The following is an 18039-nucleotide window of genomic DNA, read 5'->3' as shown; positions in this document are numbered from 1 at the left end:
GCAAGGCCGCCGAGAGCGCGAACAGCCCCTTATCGAAGCCCGAGAGCCCCTGAACGGACGCTCTCTGCGCGCGCCCTTCGTGACGACGGGAGCGTTCGGGGCGTTCGGAAACGCTTCGCTTCGGGGGTGGCGCCTGGCTCGGCACGGCCACATTTGCGCCGGGAACCCGCACCAGGTCAACAAAGGGTAAGGCGAACTCGTCGGCGCATACCCGTGCTATATCCGACGGCTCCCATGGCCCGGTTCATCGACGAACTCAAGCGGACACACCGTTGCAACGACCTGCGCGCCAGCGACGAAGGGAATGAAGTCGTTCTCTTCGGCTGGGTCGCGAATTACCGCGATCACGGAGGTTGCGTCTTCATCGACCTGCGCGATCGCGACGGCATCACGCAGCTCGTGTTCGATCCGAACCTCTCCGGCTTCGGCGACACCCCGAAGGACTCCTACCAGCGCGCGCAGGCCCTGCGCAGCGAATGGGTCATCGGCATTCGCGGCAAGGTCGTGAGCCGCGGCAACAACAAGAACCCCAAGCTCGCGACGGGCGACATCGAAGTCCACGTCATCGAGCTCAACGTGTTCAACAAGTCGGACACGCCGCCCTTCGAGATCGCCGACTCGATCGACACGGGCGAAGAGAAGCGCCTCGAGTACCGCTACCTCGATCTTCGCCGCGCGCCGCTCCAGAAGACGCTGCGCGTTCGCCACAAGATCAACCAGACCGTCCGCAACTACTTCGACTCGCAGGGCTTCCTCGAGCTCGAGACGCCCTTCATGGGCAAGTACACGCCGGGCGGCGCGCGTAACTTCCTCGTGCCGAGCCGCATGCACGCCGGCAAATTCTACGCGCTCGCGGAGAGCCCGCAGCTCTACAAGCAGCTCTACATGGTGGCCGGCTTCGACCGGTACTTCCAGATCGTCAAATGCTTCCGTGACGAGGCGCTCCGCCTCGACCGCCAGCCCGAGTTCACGCAGATCGACGTCGAGATGTCGTTCGTCAACCAGGACGACATCTTCAAGACGATGGAAGGCCTTATTTTCAAGGTCTGGAAGGATGTCCTCGGGATCGACCTCCACGAGAAGTACCCGAGCGGTCGCTTCCCGCAGATGCCCTTCTCGGAGTCGATGGGCCTCTACGGCAACGACAAGCCGGACCTCCGCTTCACGATGCCTCACACGGACATCACGAAGGTCGTCGTGCAGCACGGCGGCGGCGGCATTCCGATGTTCCAGCCCATCGCGGAGAAGTTCAAGAGCGGCCAGTACCGCGAGGACCTCCCCGCGGAGATCGTCAAGGCGCTGCGCATTCCCGCCGAGCACGCCTCGAAGCTCTCGCGCGCCGAGCTCGACAAGCTCGAAGACTTCGTGAAGGGCATGGGCGCGAAGGGCCTCGCCCGCGCGAAGATCGACGAGACCGGCCAGTGGGCGCAGTCGCCTCTCGCCAAGAACATCACGCCCGAGGCCCGCGATGCGATCAACGCCGCGGTCGGTCTCACGGCCGGCGACCTCGTCTTCTTCCAGTTCGGCAAGGAGGCGATGGTCCAGACCGTAATGGCGAACCTTCGCGTTCACCTCGCCAAGAAGCTCGGCCTCATCCCGGAGAGCGGGCACGGCGGCAAGTTCGAGTTCTTGTGGGTCATCAACCCGCCGCTCTTCGAGTTCGACGAAGAGGCGAACACCTGGGTTGCGGCGCACCACGCGTTCACGCGTCCCCACGACTCCGACGTCGATCTGCTCGACAAGGATCCGGGCAAGGTCCTCTGCTACCGCTACGACCTCGTGCTCAACGGCTTCGAGATCGGCGGCGGCTCCATCCGTCTCCACGATCCGGACATCCAGGCCAAGGTCTTCAACGCGCTCGGCATCTCGAACGAAGAGGCGCGCGAGAAGTTCGGCTTCTTGCTCGATGCGCTCCGCTTCGGCGCGCCGCCCCACGGCGGTATCGCCGTCGGCATGGATCGCCTCGCGATGCTCCTCTCGGGCGCGCAGAGCCTGCGTGACGTCATCCCCTTCCCGAAGACGCAGAAGGGCACCGACCAGATGACGAACGCGCCGAACAAGGTGGAGGGCGGGCAGCTGCGTGAGCTGCACATTCGGGTGGTGGAGCCGCAGACTTGAAGTTGTCCAAGCTCGCGCTTCGCGTAGTGCCGGTACTCGTCGCCGGCACTGCGTGCATTGTGCACATTGCCTGCGGGGATCCCTCGCACGTCTTTGCGGCACGCGAATATCAGGGGGCGCGTGACTGCTTGGACATGACCACCAGCGTGGACGTCGTCAGCGGAGGCGATCCGGGAGACTGCGCGCCAACGTGCATGCTCCTTCCGAACGATGACGCGGGCCCATCGGTCTTCGTGACCACGATGTGCCCGCCCTACCCGTTCGGCGCCGACACGAGCGGCTCGGACCCGGCGTGCCCCAAGGCTCTCGCCGCGTTCGATCGCAACGACACCTGCACGTCGGACGGCGGCTCCACGCACCCCGCGCCTGCCGCCGATGCAGGTGCCGACGCACAACCGACGGCCGCGCCCGATGCCGAGGCCGCCGCGCCCTGAGCGTCGCGTCGCGCCGCTTCAAGCGGGCACGACAAGCAACTTCTTCTCCGCCGATTCGCCGTTCGGCGAGGCCGGGATGGTCGCCCCGCCCTGCGTCTTCGCCGGAGCGCCCGCGCCGCCGACACCGAGCTGATAGGTCGTGTCGGTAACCACGGGCTCCGTGCCGACCCACCCGATGCCGAACGACGGCCCGCCGGCGCCGTGACCGCTGATGCCACCATGGCCGCCAGCGCCGCCGTGGCCGCCGCGGTTGGTGAACCCGCCGCTTACGATGCCGCCAATGCCACCGAGCGTTGGCGCGCTCGGCGTGGTGCCCTGCCCGCCTTTGCCGCCAGTGCTCGTCACGATCTGCGACGCATCGATGCGGACGGGACTCAGGTACGCCGCCAACGCGATGCTCGCGCCACCGCCGCCGCCGGCCCCGCCTGCGAGGCCCGGACAGCCTCCCGCGCCGCCGCCGCCGCCGCCAAATCCGCGAACTCGCCCCGCGGTGAGGTTCGGCAAGCTCGCCTCCACGCCGACATCGCCGCCGCCGCCCTTGCCCGGCTCACCATCCGAGCCTTTGGTCCCGTTCCCAACGGTGACACCGTCCTCCGTCAGCACGTAGCTCAATTCGCTGCCGTTGCTGCCCTTCTTGCCATCGGCGCCCGCCGCCCCATCCTGCGGATGCGCGTTGGAGGTGCCGCCCGCGCCTCCTGGGCCGGCTCCCGCCAGACCGTCGGTGTTGGTGTCGGTGTCCAAGTACGTCAACATGCCGACCTTCCTGGAATAGGTGACGGGGGTCTTCGCGCCTTGGACCGTGATGTCGTAGGTGCCGCCGCGACCGCCGGCTCCCCCGGCGAAACCGTCGTGCCCGGGGCCCCGGCGCAGGTACCGTTTCCGCCCGGTGCGCTCGACGAGGCGGTGGTGCACTGCCCCGCTCCGCATGTGTGGGATGGCTCCGCGTCCGCGCCGTTCGGGTTGCCGGCCGGAGTCAGCGCAATAGCCGCCGCGCCATCGGTACCGTCGCCCCCACGGCCTGCTTGCAGGCGTGAATGCGCGATCGTGAGGCCGACCGAGTTGATGGCGAAGACTACGATCGAGCTCTCGCTCGGATGCTTCGCGTCGGGCGCGACGATCTCGAACCCGCCGATGACGGTTGCCTTCGTGATTCCCTTGGCGAGAACCGCAGGGCTCGCTGGCGCTTCGATGCGCGCGCGCAAGGAGGATGAAAACTTCCAACCCGCGCTGCAATCGATGCCGCCCAACATCGGGACGCCATCTTCCATCACGACATTTTCGTTGTACGTTTCCGCACAGGCATAGACGCGGCGCCCCTTCGACTTCGCCATGCGGATGGCGGCGGACAACGTCGCGAGGGGAGCCCTACGAGTCCCTTCTGCGGTGTCCGAGCCGCGGGCCGACACGAACACGCCGAACTGTTCGGTCAGCTCGCCATCGTCCGGAGTCCCAACGACCGTCACGTTCTTCGAGGGATTCGAGTCGCCCGCGTCGGGCGATTCACCGGTCGGAAGGTCGGTGACGCCGTTTCCCGGAGCAGGATCTCCATCGTCACCTCCGAACAGGCTGCAGCCGGAAGGGCCGACGGCCAGCAAACCCAGCGTGACGAACGCACACGAAAACCCCCGAATCGAAAAACAGCGCATGGGAAGCCTCCTGACCGCCCTGTCGGCCAGGCCGAGACCGCGGTTGCGTGATTTTTTGCGTCCCCCAGGGCCAGGGCGTCGTCTTGTCGATCGAGGTTATGATGGAGGGCGTGGGGTCTCGGGGAGGCGATACGACGTGCGTCACACCGGCGCGCCTCGCGGCGAGCGTTCTCGTTGCGATCTCCGCGGGATGCCTTCTCCTCGCCGGCTCGTGCACGGTCTTTTCGGGCCTCAGCGTTCCGAACGACGCGGCCGACGACCCGAGCCCACCGGATTCCGGCATGACGCGCTCCGAGGCAGGGAGCGATCTCCCCGGTCTGATCGGCGTGTCGGACGCTTTGAAGGTCTGCTCCAAGGTCCTCACGTGTCCCCATCTCGGGGCTTCGATTGCGGCGTCGTTCGGCTTGCCCATCGACGCGACGAACTTCTCCGAGTGCGTGCACGTTCTCGCTGGGCCGGTCGATCCGCGCCGTCGTAGCGCCGCGGTCGGCACGCACCTCGGCTGCATCGCGAAGATCGACGGGTGCAATTTCGGGGGCTGCACGCCCTTCGAGGAGATCGATGCCAACGATCCGCGCATCGACCCCAACTGCACGACGGGACAAGCCGACCGTTGCGACGGCAACACGCGCGTGACCTGCTTCCAGAGCGTGCTCGCGCCGGGCGGATGGCTCACCCACTGCAGCGACTCGGTCTACGAGCCCGGGAGCCAGTGCAAAGTCAAAGACGGACGGTCGTGGTGCGATATCGCGAACACCACGTGCCCCTCGAATCCAACGTGCATCGACGGCAGCCAGAGGCTCTCGACCAACGACTACTGCCGCGATGCCGGCGGCGAATCCGCGCACACGAAGGTCGATTGCGCAGTGATCGGTTACGAGTGCAAGGTCGCGGTCGAATCGTGCGGCGGCCCTCCCTGCAGCATCCATCTGCAATCGCAGTGCGAAACCGACGACACGAGCCTCTCGGTTTGCGCCTTCAACCAAACCGTGAAGGTCGACTGCGCGCCCATGGGCGGGAAATGCGCCTACCACGACACCACGGCGTACTGCGCCGGTCCCCACGACGAGTGCACGCCTTACGATCCGGCGCCTCCCGACGGACAGGGCGTCAACAGCTGCAACGGCAAGTCCATCCGACTCTGCATTGGCGGCCGCCTCACGCTGGTCGACTGCCGGCAAGCCGATCCCGGCTATGACTGCCGGACGGGGACGGCCCCGAAGAGCAACTTCTGCGGACCTCCGATCTGAGCCCTCGCGGGCCATCGAGAGCGTCAGTCTGGATTGAACGGCGGCCGGCACGAGGCGCGTCCAGGCGCGGCGTCGGCCGTGTCGCAACCGTTGGCGCACGTCACGTCTTCCCAATGCCCACCGACGCAAAGGTGGAGCTTGCTGCCGTTGCACCTGTTCGCTCCCGGTGAGAACGGATGGCACTCCGCGCCGGGCAACGTGCACGTCGCGGCGCCGGAGGACTCCACGCAATTCCCACCGAACGACGAGCAGTCCACGAAGCCGGAGAACGTTCCGTCGGAGAGCATCACGCGCGGGCCATCGCAGTACGACCCCGGATAGAAGTAGCTGTCGCGCCGGACGATGTGATCGGACATGGCGCAGCCGAGCTCCGTGCTGCCGGGCACGATCGTACATTCGAGGCCGAGCGCGTTGCAGTCCGTACGGAAGCGGTAGGGCTGCCTCTGGCGCTGCACGTCGAGCCCGCAGAACGTCGCAAAGGAGCCCTCGCACGTGGGGCAGAGCCCGTCTTCGAGGAAGCATCCTCCGACGCCCACGCCACCCGCGTCGATGTCTTTGCACTTGTCCGACGGAGCACCGTACGGCGCGTTGCAGTGCGTGACCAACGAGTAGCCTTCGTCGAAGTCGCACTGCAGAGCCGTCTCGTCGTCCAGGCACTTCGACGGCGGACCACCATCACAGCGTGCATCGAGCCCTGGAACGAGCTCGAACAGCACCGCCTTCCGTGCTTCGGCGCAAGACACCGCCTGCGCGATCTTCCGGACCGCAGGACCGACGATGTCTTGCCCGGGACGCGCGGGGTCGAACGTCTTGCTCAGCTGCTCGACGCAGAACGAGAAGCTCGGGTTCCACCGCTCGAGCATCGGCCCGGGAGGGAGGACCGTCTCGTCGACGGCGACGCGAAGCGAACGCGTGATGCCTTGCGAGAGATGCGGGCACGCCGCGATCACCGAGCATGCGGCGATGGCTTCGTCGTGCGCCACGAATCCAGGTGCGGGAAGGGAAACGCTCGAGTCACGGGCGCCGCCTTCGATGGAACCATCTCCCGCACCGGCTTCGGCGCCGGCCTTCTCGGTGTCCGTCGGTACCGAAAGGCCATTGAACACGGTGCACGCCGCCATCGCTCCGAGCAGGAAAACGGTGAACACCGCGCGCGGAGAAGACGAGCGAGCACGCCTCACGGGAACCATCTCGCGTAAAGGCCTGCCTCGGAGCCCCGCGTGACCCACGCCATCATACCGTTCGCGGCGATCTTGAGCTGGGTCACGCTCGTCGCTACGGGCAGCCGCGTGGTCGCACCGTTCTCGACGTTCAGCGTCCAAAGATCGAAGACTGCCGCCGGGCCCTGCTGCCGATAGTTGTCGGCGATGAACACCAGCCCCGTTCCGGCGAGCGCCTGGCACGTTGCGATGTGCTCGCCGATGAGACGCTGCCCGCCGTCCGCCTCGACGAGATAGCAATTCTGGTCGTCCGTGTTCGGATCGAGCGTCGTGTAGACGATTTGTCCTGTCGGGGCGACGATCGACGACGACGCGACGGACGCGTCGGCAACGACATTCTTCGCCGACGGCACCTTCGTATCGGCCACGTTGAGATCCGTCACGGCACCGACCGTCGACGCGTATCCGACGTATCGCGCATCCATGGACGCGCCGAGCACGTGATCGAAGCCGCCGTCGACGACCGTGATCTTCAGCGTCGCGTCGCCGGTGGTCCGTTCGAGGCGATCACCATTACCGAAGAGGAAGTTCTCGCCGTCGCCTGCGGTGTACACCCCGTGGACCGTGTCTCCGACGACGTCGACCGTGCCCGTCGGAAGGTGCAAGATCCGGCCCTCTCCGAGCGGCTCCGCGGCGACCGTCATGACCTTGTCGCCTGCGTCGTTCGCGAAGAGGCCGAAGAGGGGTGCGATGGCGGTCTGGGGGTCGTTGTCGGCGAGGATCGTCGTGGTGACGGTGCCGAGCGCGTTGCGCTTCACCTCCACGAGTCGTCCCACGTACGCATCGGGGTCCGTTCCCGTGCAGTATGCACACAGAATGGAGGAGGCTCCGCTGAAGCTGCAGAGAATGGGACAGTTGTTGTGCGCCGCCGCGAAATTCACGTCGCGAATGACGGGGTCGGAGTTCGGCTGCGAAGGCGAGATCACCGCAAAGTCGAGGCTGTCGACGCTCCCGTCCATCAGGCCGCCGTCGCCTATGCCAGAGGCGAAGAGGATGGTGTCGTCGAGCAGGTTCACGGCCATGATGCTGACGCGCGACGAAGCGCCAGGCGTGGTCTTCACGCCGCTCGCTTGCGTCCAATAGTTGAACGTACCGAGCATCTGATCGGTGGCGCCGGTCCAGAAGCCGACCACGTGACCGAGTGAGGTCGCATAGAAAGTTGCTCCTCCGATGTCCGGGCTCAGCACGATGGGCGCGCCACCGAACGCCGACACCACTTCGAAGCTGCTCCTGTCGGCCACGAGGTCGAGACGTCGGTACGCGATGAAGTTGTCCGACGTGATGCCGACCATGATGATGTCCCCGGCTACGAGGCGCGAGCCGTCGGCGACGCCTCCATCCGGAAGGGCCGTGCCGCCCTCCCCCGCCTTTGCGTCGCGCGCGGTGGTGCCGGCGTCGTCCTCGACACTCGCCGCGGGATCTTCGGATGCGCACGCGGCGCCCACCGCGAGCGAGCTCGCAACGGTGACCGCGAGGATCCCGCGCCACGCTCGCCTCCCCAGCATCGTCAGTCCTTGCCCTTCGCGTAGGGGCTCTCCTGCAGCTCATCGGGCTGCGCCGCGGCCGGCTTCTTCCACTTCGAACCGCCCGTCGCCGGGCCCGCGGGCGCCGTGGACAGCATCGCCGAATGAGACCCGTTGAACGAAACTCTCGCGCGCGCATCGCGCTTGTTCTCGAGGCGCGCCTCGACGACGAGCTCACCGCTCCACGGCTCGACCACCAGTCGGGCGGTCTTTCCGTGAAGCTCGAGACCGCGCATACCGCTCGTTTGCACGCTGAGGATCGGCGACTCGGCCCTGAGCTCGACGACCACGCCGTCACTCGGCACGTCGGCGGGCGTCGTCGTGGGAGGCGGCGCAAGCTCTTTGGCGGGCGGCGGCGAATCCATCGTGCTGGAGGCCGCCGCGAGCTTCGACGATGTGTTCACCAGGCGCGTCGCGAGACGAATGCCGAGGATGACGCCGAACGTGAGGACCGTCGCGCCGAGCAGGACCGCCCACAGCCAGCGCGAAGGACGTCGTCCGAGCGAGGGCTCGATGCTCCTCTCGACACTGACGTGCTGCTGCGTGGTGCCATCTTCCTTGCGCGGCGACGCGTCGAACACCACGTCGGTGCTCGGGCCGACGCCACTCGGCGAGCTCCGAACCTCGGCGAGGACCTCGCGTCGCTGCGCGAGGAGCTTTCCGCATTGGGCCTCGATCCATTGGGAAACCTCGCCGTGCGTGGCGGGAGCAAAGCAGCCGGCCAGTGCGTTCGCGAAGTCGATCGCGCTCGGGAAGCGCTGATTCGGTTCGCGTGAGAGCGCCGTTTTGACGACGTCGTGGAGTGCCGGCGGCATGCGCGGGACCGTTGCCGGATTGGGCATCGGCTCGTTCAGAACCCGGCGCATGGTCTCGAGCGCGTTGTCGGTCGCGAACAGACGCGCATCGGAGAACGCCTCGAAGAGCATGACCCCGGCGGCGAATACGTCGGTGCGTCGATCGACGGGCTGGCCGCTAATCTGCTCCGGGGCCATGTACCCGAACTTACCCTTGAGGTGCCCGGACTCGGTCTCGGTGAGGCGATGCGCGGCCTTGGCGACGCCGAAATCGATGACGCGACTGACACCGTCACGACCGATGATGACGTTCTGAGGGCTCACATCGCGATGGACGATGAGCATCGGTCGACCGCGGGCATCGACGGCGTCGTGCGCCGCCTGGAGCCCCGCGAGGACGTCCATCATCACGCGCACGATGACGCTCGGCGGAGTGATGGTGCCGGCGAGGCGCACCATCTTCTGCATGAGCGACATGGAGACGGACTCGACGTACTCCATCACCAGCAGGAGCTCGCCCGAGGCCTCGACGACGTCGATCACAGGAACGACATTGACGTGGTGGATGAGCGAGGCGATGTGCGCTTCGTCCTTGAAGAGCTTGTGCATCTCCTCGCGGCCCAGCATGTGCCGGTGGATCTGCTTGATGACGACGATGCGCTCGAAGCCCGCCGCACCGACGCGACGCCCGATGAAGACGCGCGCCATCCCGCCCGAAGCGAGCTCGAGTAGCGGCTCGTAGATTCCGCCGAGACGCGCATTCGCGGCCGGCATCGCCATCGCCGGCACGGGTCCGGAGCCTTCCCACGACACGCCCGTGACCGCGGTGACCGACGGCGACGCCCCAACCGGGGCCGAACCGCTCTGCCCACTCTGCCCAGGGCGCGGACCGACGGGGAGGACGCGCGTGCCCATCAGAAGGTTCCTCCGACACCGTTGCCGGTGAAACCGACGTGCACGGGCCCGGTGACGGGCTCGCCTCTCCAGTCGACGACGAGGGCGAGCACGACGGTGACGACCGCAAGCCCGGCCGTGGCGCCGAGGAGGATGTTCGTGCGCGTCTGGCTCGAACGACCGTCATCGAGCTTCGCTTGGTCCGGCGCGCTGACGAAATCGTCTTTTCGATTCAGCGTATCGAGGCCGGACCACGTCGCGACGCCACCGACCACGACCGTCACGCCCGCCGCCACATAAAACCACGTTGGCGAGACTCCTCGCTTCGACGGAACGAAGGATTCCGATTTGAATTGTTCCGGCTTCCGATCTTCCGGTTTTTCCTCGACGCGCTGGACGACGCGCTCGACGACCGGTGGCGGTGGCACGAGCGCGACACTCATCGCTTCACCGGCGCCGATGACGCGCGTGACGCGAATCGGCGCATCGGTCGCCCGCCCTTCGATGATGTGCTCGCCCGGAAGAACGTAGAGGCTCGACCCTTCGATAGGTTTGCCGTCGACCCGAATGTCCGTGACGTCGGTGGCGTTAATCGTCAAAAGCCCCAATTTCGCCGAAAGCTCTTTGAGTCCCGAGATGGCGTGATTCCGGTCGCGCGCGCCCTCGGGAGCAATGCGGAGGTATTTGGCGTAGAGGTTTGCGGCTCGCATCGGCTCGTGTGCGCGATGCCATGCGCGTGCTGCGTTCCAGAGCGGAGAGGGATGTGGAGCGAGCTCGTAGGCTTGCTCGAACTTCTCACCGGCCTTCCGATAATCCCCTGTTTTGAAGGCCTTTTGCCCTTGTTCGAAGGCTTTTGCCGCCGCCTGATCGGGCTTGTTCTCGGCGGCCTTCGGCGCGGCGTTCGCCATCGTCGGAACGAGCAGCGTTCCCGTCGTGAGGGCGAGCGAGAGCATCCACGCGCACGAACGCAGCGCGCACGGGAAGAACGCCGTCGTCGGAACGACGACCCGATCACCACCCGCCATGACACCGATTCTAACAGATCCCAGCGTCCTCGCCCGATTCGGCATTGGAAAGGCGAGTGTCGAATTCCAACGATCGACCGGTGCCGTGCTAAAATTCGAAACGTGCTGGACGTCGCGGAGCAGTCAACCAACGTCGTAGGCGACCCACGCATTTTGCGCGTTCACGCCGTGACCGTCGAAGTGGTCGCTGGACCGGACGTGGGAACGCGAATCGTCGTCGATCGGCCGGCGTTCGTCGTCGGAACCGGCGAGGGCGCCGATCTTCGCTTGACGGATGACACGGTGTCTCGCCAGCACGTGCGCCTGCTGCTCTCCCAAGCAGGGATTCGGGTCCGCGACGAGGGCAGTACGAACGGAACGTGGATCCATGGAATCCGTGTGACCGATGTGCTCCTCACGAGCTCCGTCACCATCACACTCGGATCGACGTCGCTCGCGCTCCACATCGATGCCGCCACCCTCGATCTTCCGCTCGCCCCGAGCGAGAGCTTCGGCGACGCCGTCGGCGGGTCGGCGGCGATGCGCCACCTCTTCGCGGTGCTCGAGCGCGCCGCCCCGTCGGACGTCACCGTCTTGATCGAAGGCGAGAGCGGCACCGGCAAAGAGCTACTCGCGCACGGCGTTCACCTTCATTCCGATCGCGCAGGCGGCCCCTTCGTCGCCATCGATTGCGGCGCCATCCCGGCAAACCTCCTCGAGAGCGAGCTCTTCGGACACGAACGCGGCGCCTTCACCGGCGCTGATCGGGCGCGCGTCGGCGCGTTCGAACAAGCGAACGGCGGCACGCTCTTCCTCGACGAGATCGGCGAGCTGCCCATCGATCTCCAACCGAAGCTCCTTCGCGCCCTCGAGATGCGTCAGATCCGGCCGCTCGGCGGTCACGGCGTGCGCAGCATCAACGTGCGTATCGTCGCGGCGACGAACCGGAACCTCGCCGACGCCTCCAAACGCCAGGAGTTCCGGGTCGACCTCTATTATCGGCTCGCCGTGGTTCGCGTGACGGTGCCGCCGCTCCGCGATCGGAGCGAAGACATCCTTCCGCTCGCCACGCATCTCCTGCGCCGCCTCCATGGTTTCGAGGAGGCGACGCTGCCGCCCGACCTTGCGGCCATGCTCAGCGCGTACAAGTGGCCAGGAAACGTTCGCGAGCTACGCAACGTGATGGACCGCTACGCCGTGCTCGGTGCGAATCCCGCAGCACTCTTCGACGGCTCGGTTCCCACGCGCCCCACGCCCGTCGCCGAGGATCTCTCGCATCTCCCGTATCACGAGGCACGTCAGGTCGCGCTCGATCGCTTCGAGCGTTCGTACGTCCCAGCCGTCCTCGAGCGCGCCGGGAACATCGTCGTCCGTGCCGCCGAGCTCGCGCAGGTCGGTCGCACGAGCTTCCATCGCATGATTCAACGCATCCGCTCGAATCACATCGGCGACGACTGACTCGTCGCCGATCGCTCAGTTGCAGGTCTTGCAGTACGTCTGGCAGTTCGAGAGCGAACCGCAGTTCTCGCCGTTGTGCGCGCCGCCGTTGCACGTGCAGATACCGTTGATGCAGTTGACGGCGTTCTGGCACGACTGATTGACAGCCCCACCGCCGCTCGATCCGGTCGACGGCGGCGTGTCGCTCGGCTGGTTCATGCACTTCTGGAAGTCCACCCAGTACTGCGCGGAGCCCGGCGGCGCCGTGATGGCCTGGATGCAGGACACGCTGAGATGATCTTCCGACTGCCCCGTCGGCTCCTGCGGCTCGTCCGAACCCGCACAGGCAACCAGCATCGACGAGACGACAACACCCGAGAGAATCGCAACGAGCTTCATGACCGCCCTCCTTGGCCCAACGCCGCTTCAGCGTCGTGCGGATGGCTAGAGCAACGGTCAGGCCAGCCGAGCGAGAGATCCGGATTGCCTATTTTCCCGGCACTTCATGCTGGCGATGGCGCGAGCGAGGCGCTGGTGAGAAACGAGTGTCTCCATGCGAGAGACACGTGTTCCAAAGTTTCGACACCACGAATCACCCGCGATCCGGAGGAGAGCTCCTACTCCGTGAGAGCAAAGCCGGGCGGGGTTCCACTGTTGAGTCAAAAGCAGCAGCGAGACTGGAACGAGCTCTCCTCCCGTAGCGCGTTTAGACTCCCGGGCAAGGCATGCCCGAGCTTCCCGAAGTCGAAACCGCGCGCCGTCTCCTCGTCACGTGGACCAAAGGCGGCACGATCGTTCGCGCGCACGCGACCGACGGACGATCCGTTCTCGAGACGCCGCGGACCTTCGCGCGCGATCTCGAGGGGCGCGTCATCGAAGACGTGAAGCGACGTGGGAAGTGGCTCCGCTTCGAGCTCGACGGTGGAACCTTCCTCTTCTCGCACCTCGGCATGACGGGGCGCTGGGCCAAGCGAACCGTTGACGACGAGCCGGTCCGCTGGGAGCGCGCACGCCTCGATGTTCGCCGCAAAGGGACGATCGTGAGCGCACGCTACGTCGATGCGCGGCGCTTTGGTCGCCTCGTCGTCGCCCGCGAAGACATTCCCGAGTGGCACGAGCTCGGACCGGATCCGCTCGTCGACGGCGTGACCGCGAACGCGCTCTTCACCTCGCTGGCCAAGCGCAAGCGAACGCTAAAAGAGACGCTCCTCGATCAGAGCGTGCTCGCGGGCGTGGGCAACATCCACGCGAGCGAAGCGCTCTGGAAGGCGCACCTCCACCCGCTCCTTCGCAGCAACGAGCTCGCCGAACTGCAGGCCTCCGCGCTCCTCCGCGGCCTGCACTGGACCTTCGAACGAGCCCTCGCTGAGGCCGAAAAGGAAGGCGACGAGCCGGGCTACATCAACGACGCAGGCGGAAAGAATCCGTTCAAGGTCTACGACCGCGAGGGCGAGCCTTGCCCGCGCGACAAGACGCCCATCGAGCGTTTCGTCCTCGGCGGGCGCAGCACGTATTTCTGTAAGACGTGCCAGGCGCCGCCCAAGAAGAAGGCGGTCCGAAAGCCGTGATCAGGCGAAGCCTCGCTTACGCATGAGCGCGCCGCTGTCGGGATCTTTTCCGCGGAACGCGCGATACCCCTCGGCCGGATCGATCGTGTCGCCGACCGCGAAAACGTGCTCGCGAAGGCGCGCAGCCACGTCGCGATCGTAGGGCCCGTTCGCCTGCTTGAAGGCCTCGAAGGCATCGGCGGTGAGCGTGTCCGCCCAGAGGTAGCTGTAATAGCCGGCCGAGTACGCGTCGCCGTCGAAGATGTGCGAGAACTGCGGCGTTCGGTGACGCATCACGATCTCCTCCGGCATGCCGAGCGCCGCGAGCGTGGTCTTCTCGAACGCCGCGGGGTCGATCGGCTCGCTGCCTGCGAGATGGAGCTTCATATCGACGAGCGCGCTTGCGAGATACTCGACCGTCTCGAAGCCCTTGTTGAAGGTGGCCGTCTTCTCGATCTTCGCCACGAGGTCTGACGGAATCGGCTTGCCCGTCTGGTGATGGAGGGCGAAGCGACTCAGCACTTCGGGCGTTGCGAGCCAGTGCTCGAGGAGCTGCGAGGGGAACTCGACGTAGTCACGCGGCACGCTCGTCCCCGAGAGCGTGGGGTAGTTCACGTTCGAGCAGAGGCCATGCAGCGCGTGCCCGAACTCGTGGAAGAGGGTCTGCGCGTCGGTCCAGCTGATGAGGATCGGCGCGCCTTCCTTGCCCTTCACGAAGTTCGCGTTGTTGCTGACGATGGTGGGCACCGCGCCGTCGAAGCGCTCCTGCCGGCGATAGGCGTTCATCCACGCGCCCGAGCGCTTGCCGGGTCGCGCGTAGGGATCGAAGTACCAGAGGCCCACGTGCGCGCCGGTCGTCTTGTCGCTGACCGCCCAGACGCGCACGTCGGGGTGATAGACGGGCACATCGGTCACTTGCGTGAAGGCGAAGCCGAAGAGCTCGCCGGCGACCCAGAACATGCCCTCGCGCAGCTTTTCGAGCTGGAGGTACGGCTTCACCTCGTCTTCGTCGAGGTCGAACTTCGCCTTGCGGACCTTCTCCGCGTAGAAGCGGTAATCCCACGGGGCGATCTTGCGCTTCGCGCCGAGGCTCGTGGCGATGGCCTGCATGTCGGCGACCTCTTCGCGAACGCGCGCGACGGCTGCCGGCCATACGGACTCCATGAGCTCCATCGCGCGCTCGGGCGTCTTGGCCATCGAGTTCTCGAGTCGCCAGTGGGCGTGCGTCGCGTAGCCGAGCAGCTTGGCGCGTTCGGCACGCAGCTTCAGGATCTCGGCGATGATGGCGGCGTTGTCGTGCGCGTCGCGGTTGTCACCACGCGACACGAACGACGTGAAGACCTTCTCGCGCAGGTCGTCGCGCGTCGAATACGTCAGGAACGGTTCGACGGACGAGCGCGTGTTCGTGACCGCCCACTTGCCCTTCTGACCCATCGCTTCGGCCGCGATCGCTGCGCCCGAACGGAACGACTCGGGGAGGCCCGCGAGATCCGCCTCGCTCGAGAGCACGAGCGCGTGGCCTTCCTCGTCGGCGAGCACGTTCTGTCCGAACGACGTATAGAGCGTCGCAAGGCGCTGGTTGATCTCGGAGAGCCGCGCCTTGGCTGGCGCGTCGAGACGAGCGCCCGCACGCACGAAGCTCGTGAAGCAACGCCAGGTCAGACGTTGCTCTTCCGAGGTGAGATTGGAGCCCTCACGCGCGGCGTACACCGCTTCGATGCGGCGGAAGAGCTTCTCGTTCTGCACGAGCTCGTCCGAAAAGGCAGCGAGTCTCGGCGCGGTCTCACGTTCGACGGCTTGGAACTCCGCGCTGTTCATCGTCGACGACCAGACGCCGTAGATCGCGAGGAGCCGATCGAGCGCGCGTCCCGATCGCTCGAGCGCGGCGATCGTGTTGGCGAACGTGGGCGGCTCCGGATTGTCGGCAATGCTCGCGACATGCTGACGCTTTTCGTTCATGGCCGCGGTGAGTGCGGGCACGAACTCGGCCACCACGACGCGCGTGAACGGCGGCGCACCGCCATGCGGTCCAACCCACGCCGAGAGAAGCGATGAATCCAGAGCAGCGCCTTGCATGGGATCTTTAGTAACGCCTGCGCGAAGACCTCACAACGTGGGTTTCCGCGGGGTTGCAGGTGCGTCCTCGTTCGATCGGAAAACGTCGGCGCTCGATTGAACGGTTTCGAGAGGAGCGGTTACGGACATGTGATGCGCCTCTCCTTCCCCACTCTCGCCCGCCGCGCCCGCTCCGCGTTTCGTCCCGCGTTCGTGACCGCCGGTGTCACCGGGGCGTTGGTTACGGTTGGGCTCGTTGGCTCCGCCTGCTCCTACGGCATGCATGGGTCCGGTCGCGTGACGACCGAGGTTCGCGCCGCTTCCGACTTCACGCGTGTTCGTATCGAAAGCGGGTTCCCCTCCGACATCGGGGTCGGCCCGCGAACGGTCGATGTGACGATCGACGACAACCTCCAGCGCTACGTCGATCCCGTCGTCGGCAGCGAGACGCTCCTCGTTCGCGAACGCCCGGGCATGGGTCTGTCGTTCTCGGAAGGAACGATGATCCGCGTTCGCTCGGAGCTCATCGAGCGCGTCGAACTCGTCGGAGGCTGCAGCGCTCACGCCGAAGCGAACGGCGACACGGTCACGTTCACCTCGACGGGAGGAAGCCACCTCGACGGCGTCGTCACGAAGGCCTCGCGCGTGGACGTCACGAGCAGCGGTAGCAGCGACGTCGCCCTCCACGGCATCGGCGCCGAGATCCACCTCGATGTCTCCGGCGCTAGCCACTTCACGACCGATATCGAGGCCGAATCGGTGGAGATCGACGCCAGCGGCGGCTCGGCGATCGTCGTCCACGCTTCGAAGAGCGTCCGCGTGCGCGCATCGGGCGCGAGCGACGTCACCATCATCGGCAACCCCGCCACGCGGGACGTCACGACCTCGGGCGGCTCGACGGTCCGCTTCGTCGACGAATGATGGCTTCGTGATCCGAGAAGCTGGGCGGAATTGAAGAACTTCTACGTCGACCCGACCGGCACGGTGCGCCTCCAGAAGTAGTGCGAGGGAAGGTCCGACGGTCGCGGGTCGTATTCGTTCCGCGAGACCGTGGGAGACACACATCTCGCCTCAAGCCATCGCACGGGCATGCGCACGCTTTTGCTCGTGCCTTTCGCCCTCGTCGTGCTCGGCGGGTGCGAGACCGTCATCGGCGCGGACTTCGATCGGTCGCTCCGCAGCGCAGACGCAGGCGCGAACGACAAAGCCACCGATTCGAGCCCAACGGCCCCCGGCGACCGTAACGCCGACGCCGCCGAGGCCGGTGCGAAGCCCGGCAAGGGCGACGCGAGCGCCTCGGATCCCGGCGACTCACCCCGAAGCGGCCCCGGCCGCGCCGGAGCACTGCCCGCCGGCTACTGCTGCGCGAGCGACTCCGAGTGTCGTTCACGGGTCTGCCGTCCGAACGGCGACGGCACGAGTCAATGCGCCGAACAATGCGGAACGCGCTGCGCGGGCGGCGCGTGTAGCCCAGCGTGCCCCGGCCAGACACCGGATGGCGTCTGCTCGGCAGACTACGTCTGCACGCTTCCTCGGGGCGTTGCTTGTCGCGATCCGAACACCTTCGAACGTGGCGCAGGGAAGTTCGGCGACTCGTGCTGGAGCGACGCCGACTGCGACGGGAACCTCTGCCTGAGCTTCGAGCAACAGCCTGCACGATGCACGCAAGGATGTTCGACCTCGAACGAATGCCCTTCGAAGGCCTGCATCGGTGAAGGCGTCTGCGACGTTCGTTAGAGCAACAGCAGACTACGAGTGGACGAGGCGATCGAGCCATCGCCGAAGCGCGTCACCGAAGCGCGGCGTGCGATCGAGTAGGCGTACGTTCAGGCACGCTTCCGACTCGAGTGCTTGGACGACGAGTCGACCGCGACGCTCCGTCGTGAAGATGTCTCCGGCGTCGAGAAGGATGTCGTCGAGACAGCCTTCTTCGGTCAGCCAAACGCGGCCCTTCACGCAGCGGAGCTCGATCGGGCGGTCGATGCTCCGTGCGATGACGTCGTGCGAGCCAAGGCACGACGAACCAAGCCCCAACTCCCCCTTCGTGTGAGTGAGTGCCATGCCGTCATCCTGGTGCTTGGCGGCGAGCAGCACAGAGTCAGTGGTCGTGCGGTTCG

The 18039-nt window shown here is 66.3% G+C and carries 16 protein-coding genes; 7 read left to right on the top strand and 9 right to left on the bottom strand.

Features of this window, described 5'->3' with window-relative positions; all coding sequences use genetic code 11:
- Positions 1-234: 234 nt before the first annotated feature.
- Both aspS and AKJ09_RS16300 read left to right on the top strand, forming a co-directional pair.
- Positions 235-2118: an aspartate--tRNA ligase gene (aspS, locus tag AKJ09_RS16305; protein ID WP_146648126.1), complete on the top strand. Its 1884-nt coding sequence runs from the start codon at positions 235-237 to the stop codon at positions 2116-2118.
- Positions 2115-2552 (top strand): hypothetical protein, encoded by a 438-nt coding sequence (locus AKJ09_RS16300; protein ID WP_146648125.1) that lies wholly within the window; start codon positions 2115-2117, stop codon positions 2550-2552. Before aspS ends, AKJ09_RS16300 begins: the two co-directional genes overlap by 4 nt.
- Before the next feature lie 18 nt (positions 2553-2570).
- On the opposite strand, the gene AKJ09_RS16295 is transcribed toward AKJ09_RS16300, so the two are convergent.
- Positions 2571-3305, bottom strand: a complete 735-nt coding sequence (locus AKJ09_RS16295; protein ID WP_146648124.1) for a hypothetical protein — start codon at positions 3303-3305, stop codon at positions 2571-2573.
- The gene (locus tag AKJ09_RS16290; RefSeq protein ID WP_146648123.1) at positions 3299-4198 is read right to left on the bottom strand and encodes a hypothetical protein; all 900 of its coding nucleotides are present in this window, start codon (positions 4196-4198) and stop codon (positions 3299-3301) included. The genes AKJ09_RS16295 and AKJ09_RS16290 overlap by 7 nt, the downstream gene beginning before the upstream one ends.
- Before the next feature lie 110 nt (positions 4199-4308).
- Here AKJ09_RS16290 and AKJ09_RS16285 point away from each other — a divergent pair, with 110 nt between their 5' ends.
- Complete coding sequence (locus tag AKJ09_RS16285; protein WP_146648122.1) at positions 4309-5448, top strand: hypothetical protein; 1140 nt, start codon at positions 4309-4311, stop codon at positions 5446-5448.
- Between the two features lie 23 nt (positions 5449-5471).
- Here the strand turns inward: AKJ09_RS16285 and AKJ09_RS16280 are convergent, their stop codons facing one another.
- From AKJ09_RS16280 to AKJ09_RS16265, 4 genes are read right to left on the bottom strand one after another with little or no spacing between them, the layout of a single operon-like run.
- On the bottom strand, positions 5472-6629 hold the full coding sequence (locus tag AKJ09_RS16280) for a hypothetical protein (protein WP_146648121.1): 1158 nt from the start codon (positions 6627-6629) through the stop codon (positions 5472-5474).
- Entirely contained in the window at positions 6626-8173 is a 1548-nt protein-coding gene (locus AKJ09_RS16275) for a hypothetical protein (RefSeq protein ID WP_146648120.1), read from the bottom strand. Before AKJ09_RS16275 ends, AKJ09_RS16280 begins: the two co-directional genes overlap by 4 nt.
- A 2-nt stretch (positions 8174-8175) precedes the next feature.
- The gene (locus AKJ09_RS16270) at positions 8176-9900 is read right to left on the bottom strand and encodes a serine/threonine protein kinase (protein WP_146648119.1); all 1725 of its coding nucleotides are present in this window, start codon (positions 9898-9900) and stop codon (positions 8176-8178) included.
- On the bottom strand, positions 9900-10904 hold the full coding sequence (locus AKJ09_RS16265; RefSeq protein WP_169927579.1) for a tetratricopeptide repeat protein: 1005 nt from the start codon (positions 10902-10904) through the stop codon (positions 9900-9902). Before AKJ09_RS16265 ends, AKJ09_RS16270 begins: the two co-directional genes overlap by 1 nt.
- 102 nt (positions 10905-11006) lie before the next feature.
- On the opposite strand from AKJ09_RS16265, the gene AKJ09_RS16260 reads away from it, so the two are divergent.
- The gene (locus AKJ09_RS16260) at positions 11007-12341 is read left to right on the top strand and encodes a sigma 54-interacting transcriptional regulator (protein ID WP_169927578.1); all 1335 of its coding nucleotides are present in this window, start codon (positions 11007-11009) and stop codon (positions 12339-12341) included.
- Positions 12342-12356: 15 nt separating this feature from the next.
- Here the strand turns inward: AKJ09_RS16260 and AKJ09_RS16255 are convergent, their stop codons facing one another.
- Complete coding sequence (locus AKJ09_RS16255; RefSeq protein ID WP_146648116.1) at positions 12357-12719, bottom strand: hypothetical protein; 363 nt, start codon at positions 12717-12719, stop codon at positions 12357-12359.
- Positions 12720-13045: 326 nt separating this feature from the next.
- Between AKJ09_RS16255 and mutM the strand changes: the two genes are divergently transcribed.
- Positions 13046-13888 (top strand): bifunctional DNA-formamidopyrimidine glycosylase/DNA-(apurinic or apyrimidinic site) lyase, encoded by an 843-nt coding sequence (mutM, locus tag AKJ09_RS16250; RefSeq protein ID WP_146648115.1) that lies wholly within the window; start codon positions 13046-13048, stop codon positions 13886-13888.
- Here mutM and AKJ09_RS16245 read toward each other — a convergent pair whose 3' ends face one another.
- Positions 13889-15943: a M3 family metallopeptidase gene (locus AKJ09_RS16245; RefSeq protein WP_146648114.1), complete on the bottom strand. Its 2055-nt coding sequence runs from the start codon at positions 15941-15943 to the stop codon at positions 13889-13891.
- Between the two features lie 132 nt (positions 15944-16075).
- On the opposite strand from AKJ09_RS16245, the gene AKJ09_RS16240 reads away from it, so the two are divergent.
- A complete protein-coding gene (locus tag AKJ09_RS16240) occupies positions 16076-16843 on the top strand; it encodes a GIN domain-containing protein (protein WP_146648113.1) in 768 nt (255 codons plus the stop codon).
- 168 nt (positions 16844-17011) lie between these two features.
- On the top strand, positions 17012-17659 hold the full coding sequence (locus tag AKJ09_RS16235) for a hypothetical protein (RefSeq protein ID WP_146648112.1): 648 nt from the start codon (positions 17012-17014) through the stop codon (positions 17657-17659).
- 12 nt (positions 17660-17671) lie between these two features.
- Here the strand turns inward: AKJ09_RS16235 and AKJ09_RS16230 are convergent, their stop codons facing one another.
- Positions 17672-17983: a DUF2917 domain-containing protein gene (locus AKJ09_RS16230; RefSeq protein WP_146648111.1), complete on the bottom strand. Its 312-nt coding sequence runs from the start codon at positions 17981-17983 to the stop codon at positions 17672-17674.
- Positions 17984-18039: the final 56 nt, after the last annotated feature.

The organism is Labilithrix luteola (assembly GCF_001263205.1).
Taxonomy (GTDB): Bacteria; Myxococcota_A; Polyangia; order Polyangiales; family Polyangiaceae; genus Labilithrix; species Labilithrix luteola.
The sequence above is the reverse complement of the archived record's forward strand: the minus strand, read 5'-3'. Positions and strand labels throughout refer to the sequence as shown.

Excerpts from the sequence above, each read along its gene's own strand:
- aspS (WP_146648126.1), top strand. The coding sequence starts at position 235 with ATGGCCCGGTTCATCGACGAACTCAAGCGGACACACCGTTGCAACGAC.
- AKJ09_RS16295 (WP_146648124.1), bottom strand. The coding sequence starts at position 3,305 with ATGTTGACGTACTTGGACACCGACACCAACACCGACGGTCTGGCGGGA.
- AKJ09_RS16290 (WP_146648123.1), bottom strand. The coding sequence starts at position 4,198 with ATGCGCTGTTTTTCGATTCGGGGGTTTTCGTGTGCGTTCGTCACGCTG.
- AKJ09_RS16275 (WP_146648120.1), bottom strand. The coding sequence starts at position 8,173 with ATGCTGGGGAGGCGAGCGTGGCGCGGGATCCTCGCGGTCACCGTTGCG.
- AKJ09_RS16270 (WP_146648119.1), bottom strand. The coding sequence starts at position 9,900 with ATGGGCACGCGCGTCCTCCCCGTCGGTCCGCGCCCTGGGCAGAGTGGG.
- AKJ09_RS16265 (WP_169927579.1), bottom strand. The coding sequence starts at position 10,904 with ATGGCGGGTGGTGATCGGGTCGTCGTTCCGACGACGGCGTTCTTCCCG.
- AKJ09_RS16255 (WP_146648116.1), bottom strand. The coding sequence starts at position 12,719 with ATGAAGCTCGTTGCGATTCTCTCGGGTGTTGTCGTCTCGTCGATGCTG.
- mutM (WP_146648115.1), top strand. The coding sequence starts at position 13,046 with ATGCCCGAGCTTCCCGAAGTCGAAACCGCGCGCCGTCTCCTCGTCACG.
- AKJ09_RS16245 (WP_146648114.1), bottom strand. The coding sequence starts at position 15,943 with ATGCAAGGCGCTGCTCTGGATTCATCGCTTCTCTCGGCGTGGGTTGGA.
- AKJ09_RS16240 (WP_146648113.1), top strand. The coding sequence starts at position 16,076 with ATGCGCCTCTCCTTCCCCACTCTCGCCCGCCGCGCCCGCTCCGCGTTT.
- AKJ09_RS16235 (WP_146648112.1), top strand. The coding sequence starts at position 17,012 with ATGCGCACGCTTTTGCTCGTGCCTTTCGCCCTCGTCGTGCTCGGCGGG.
- AKJ09_RS16230 (WP_146648111.1), bottom strand. The coding sequence starts at position 17,983 with ATGGCACTCACTCACACGAAGGGGGAGTTGGGGCTTGGTTCGTCGTGC.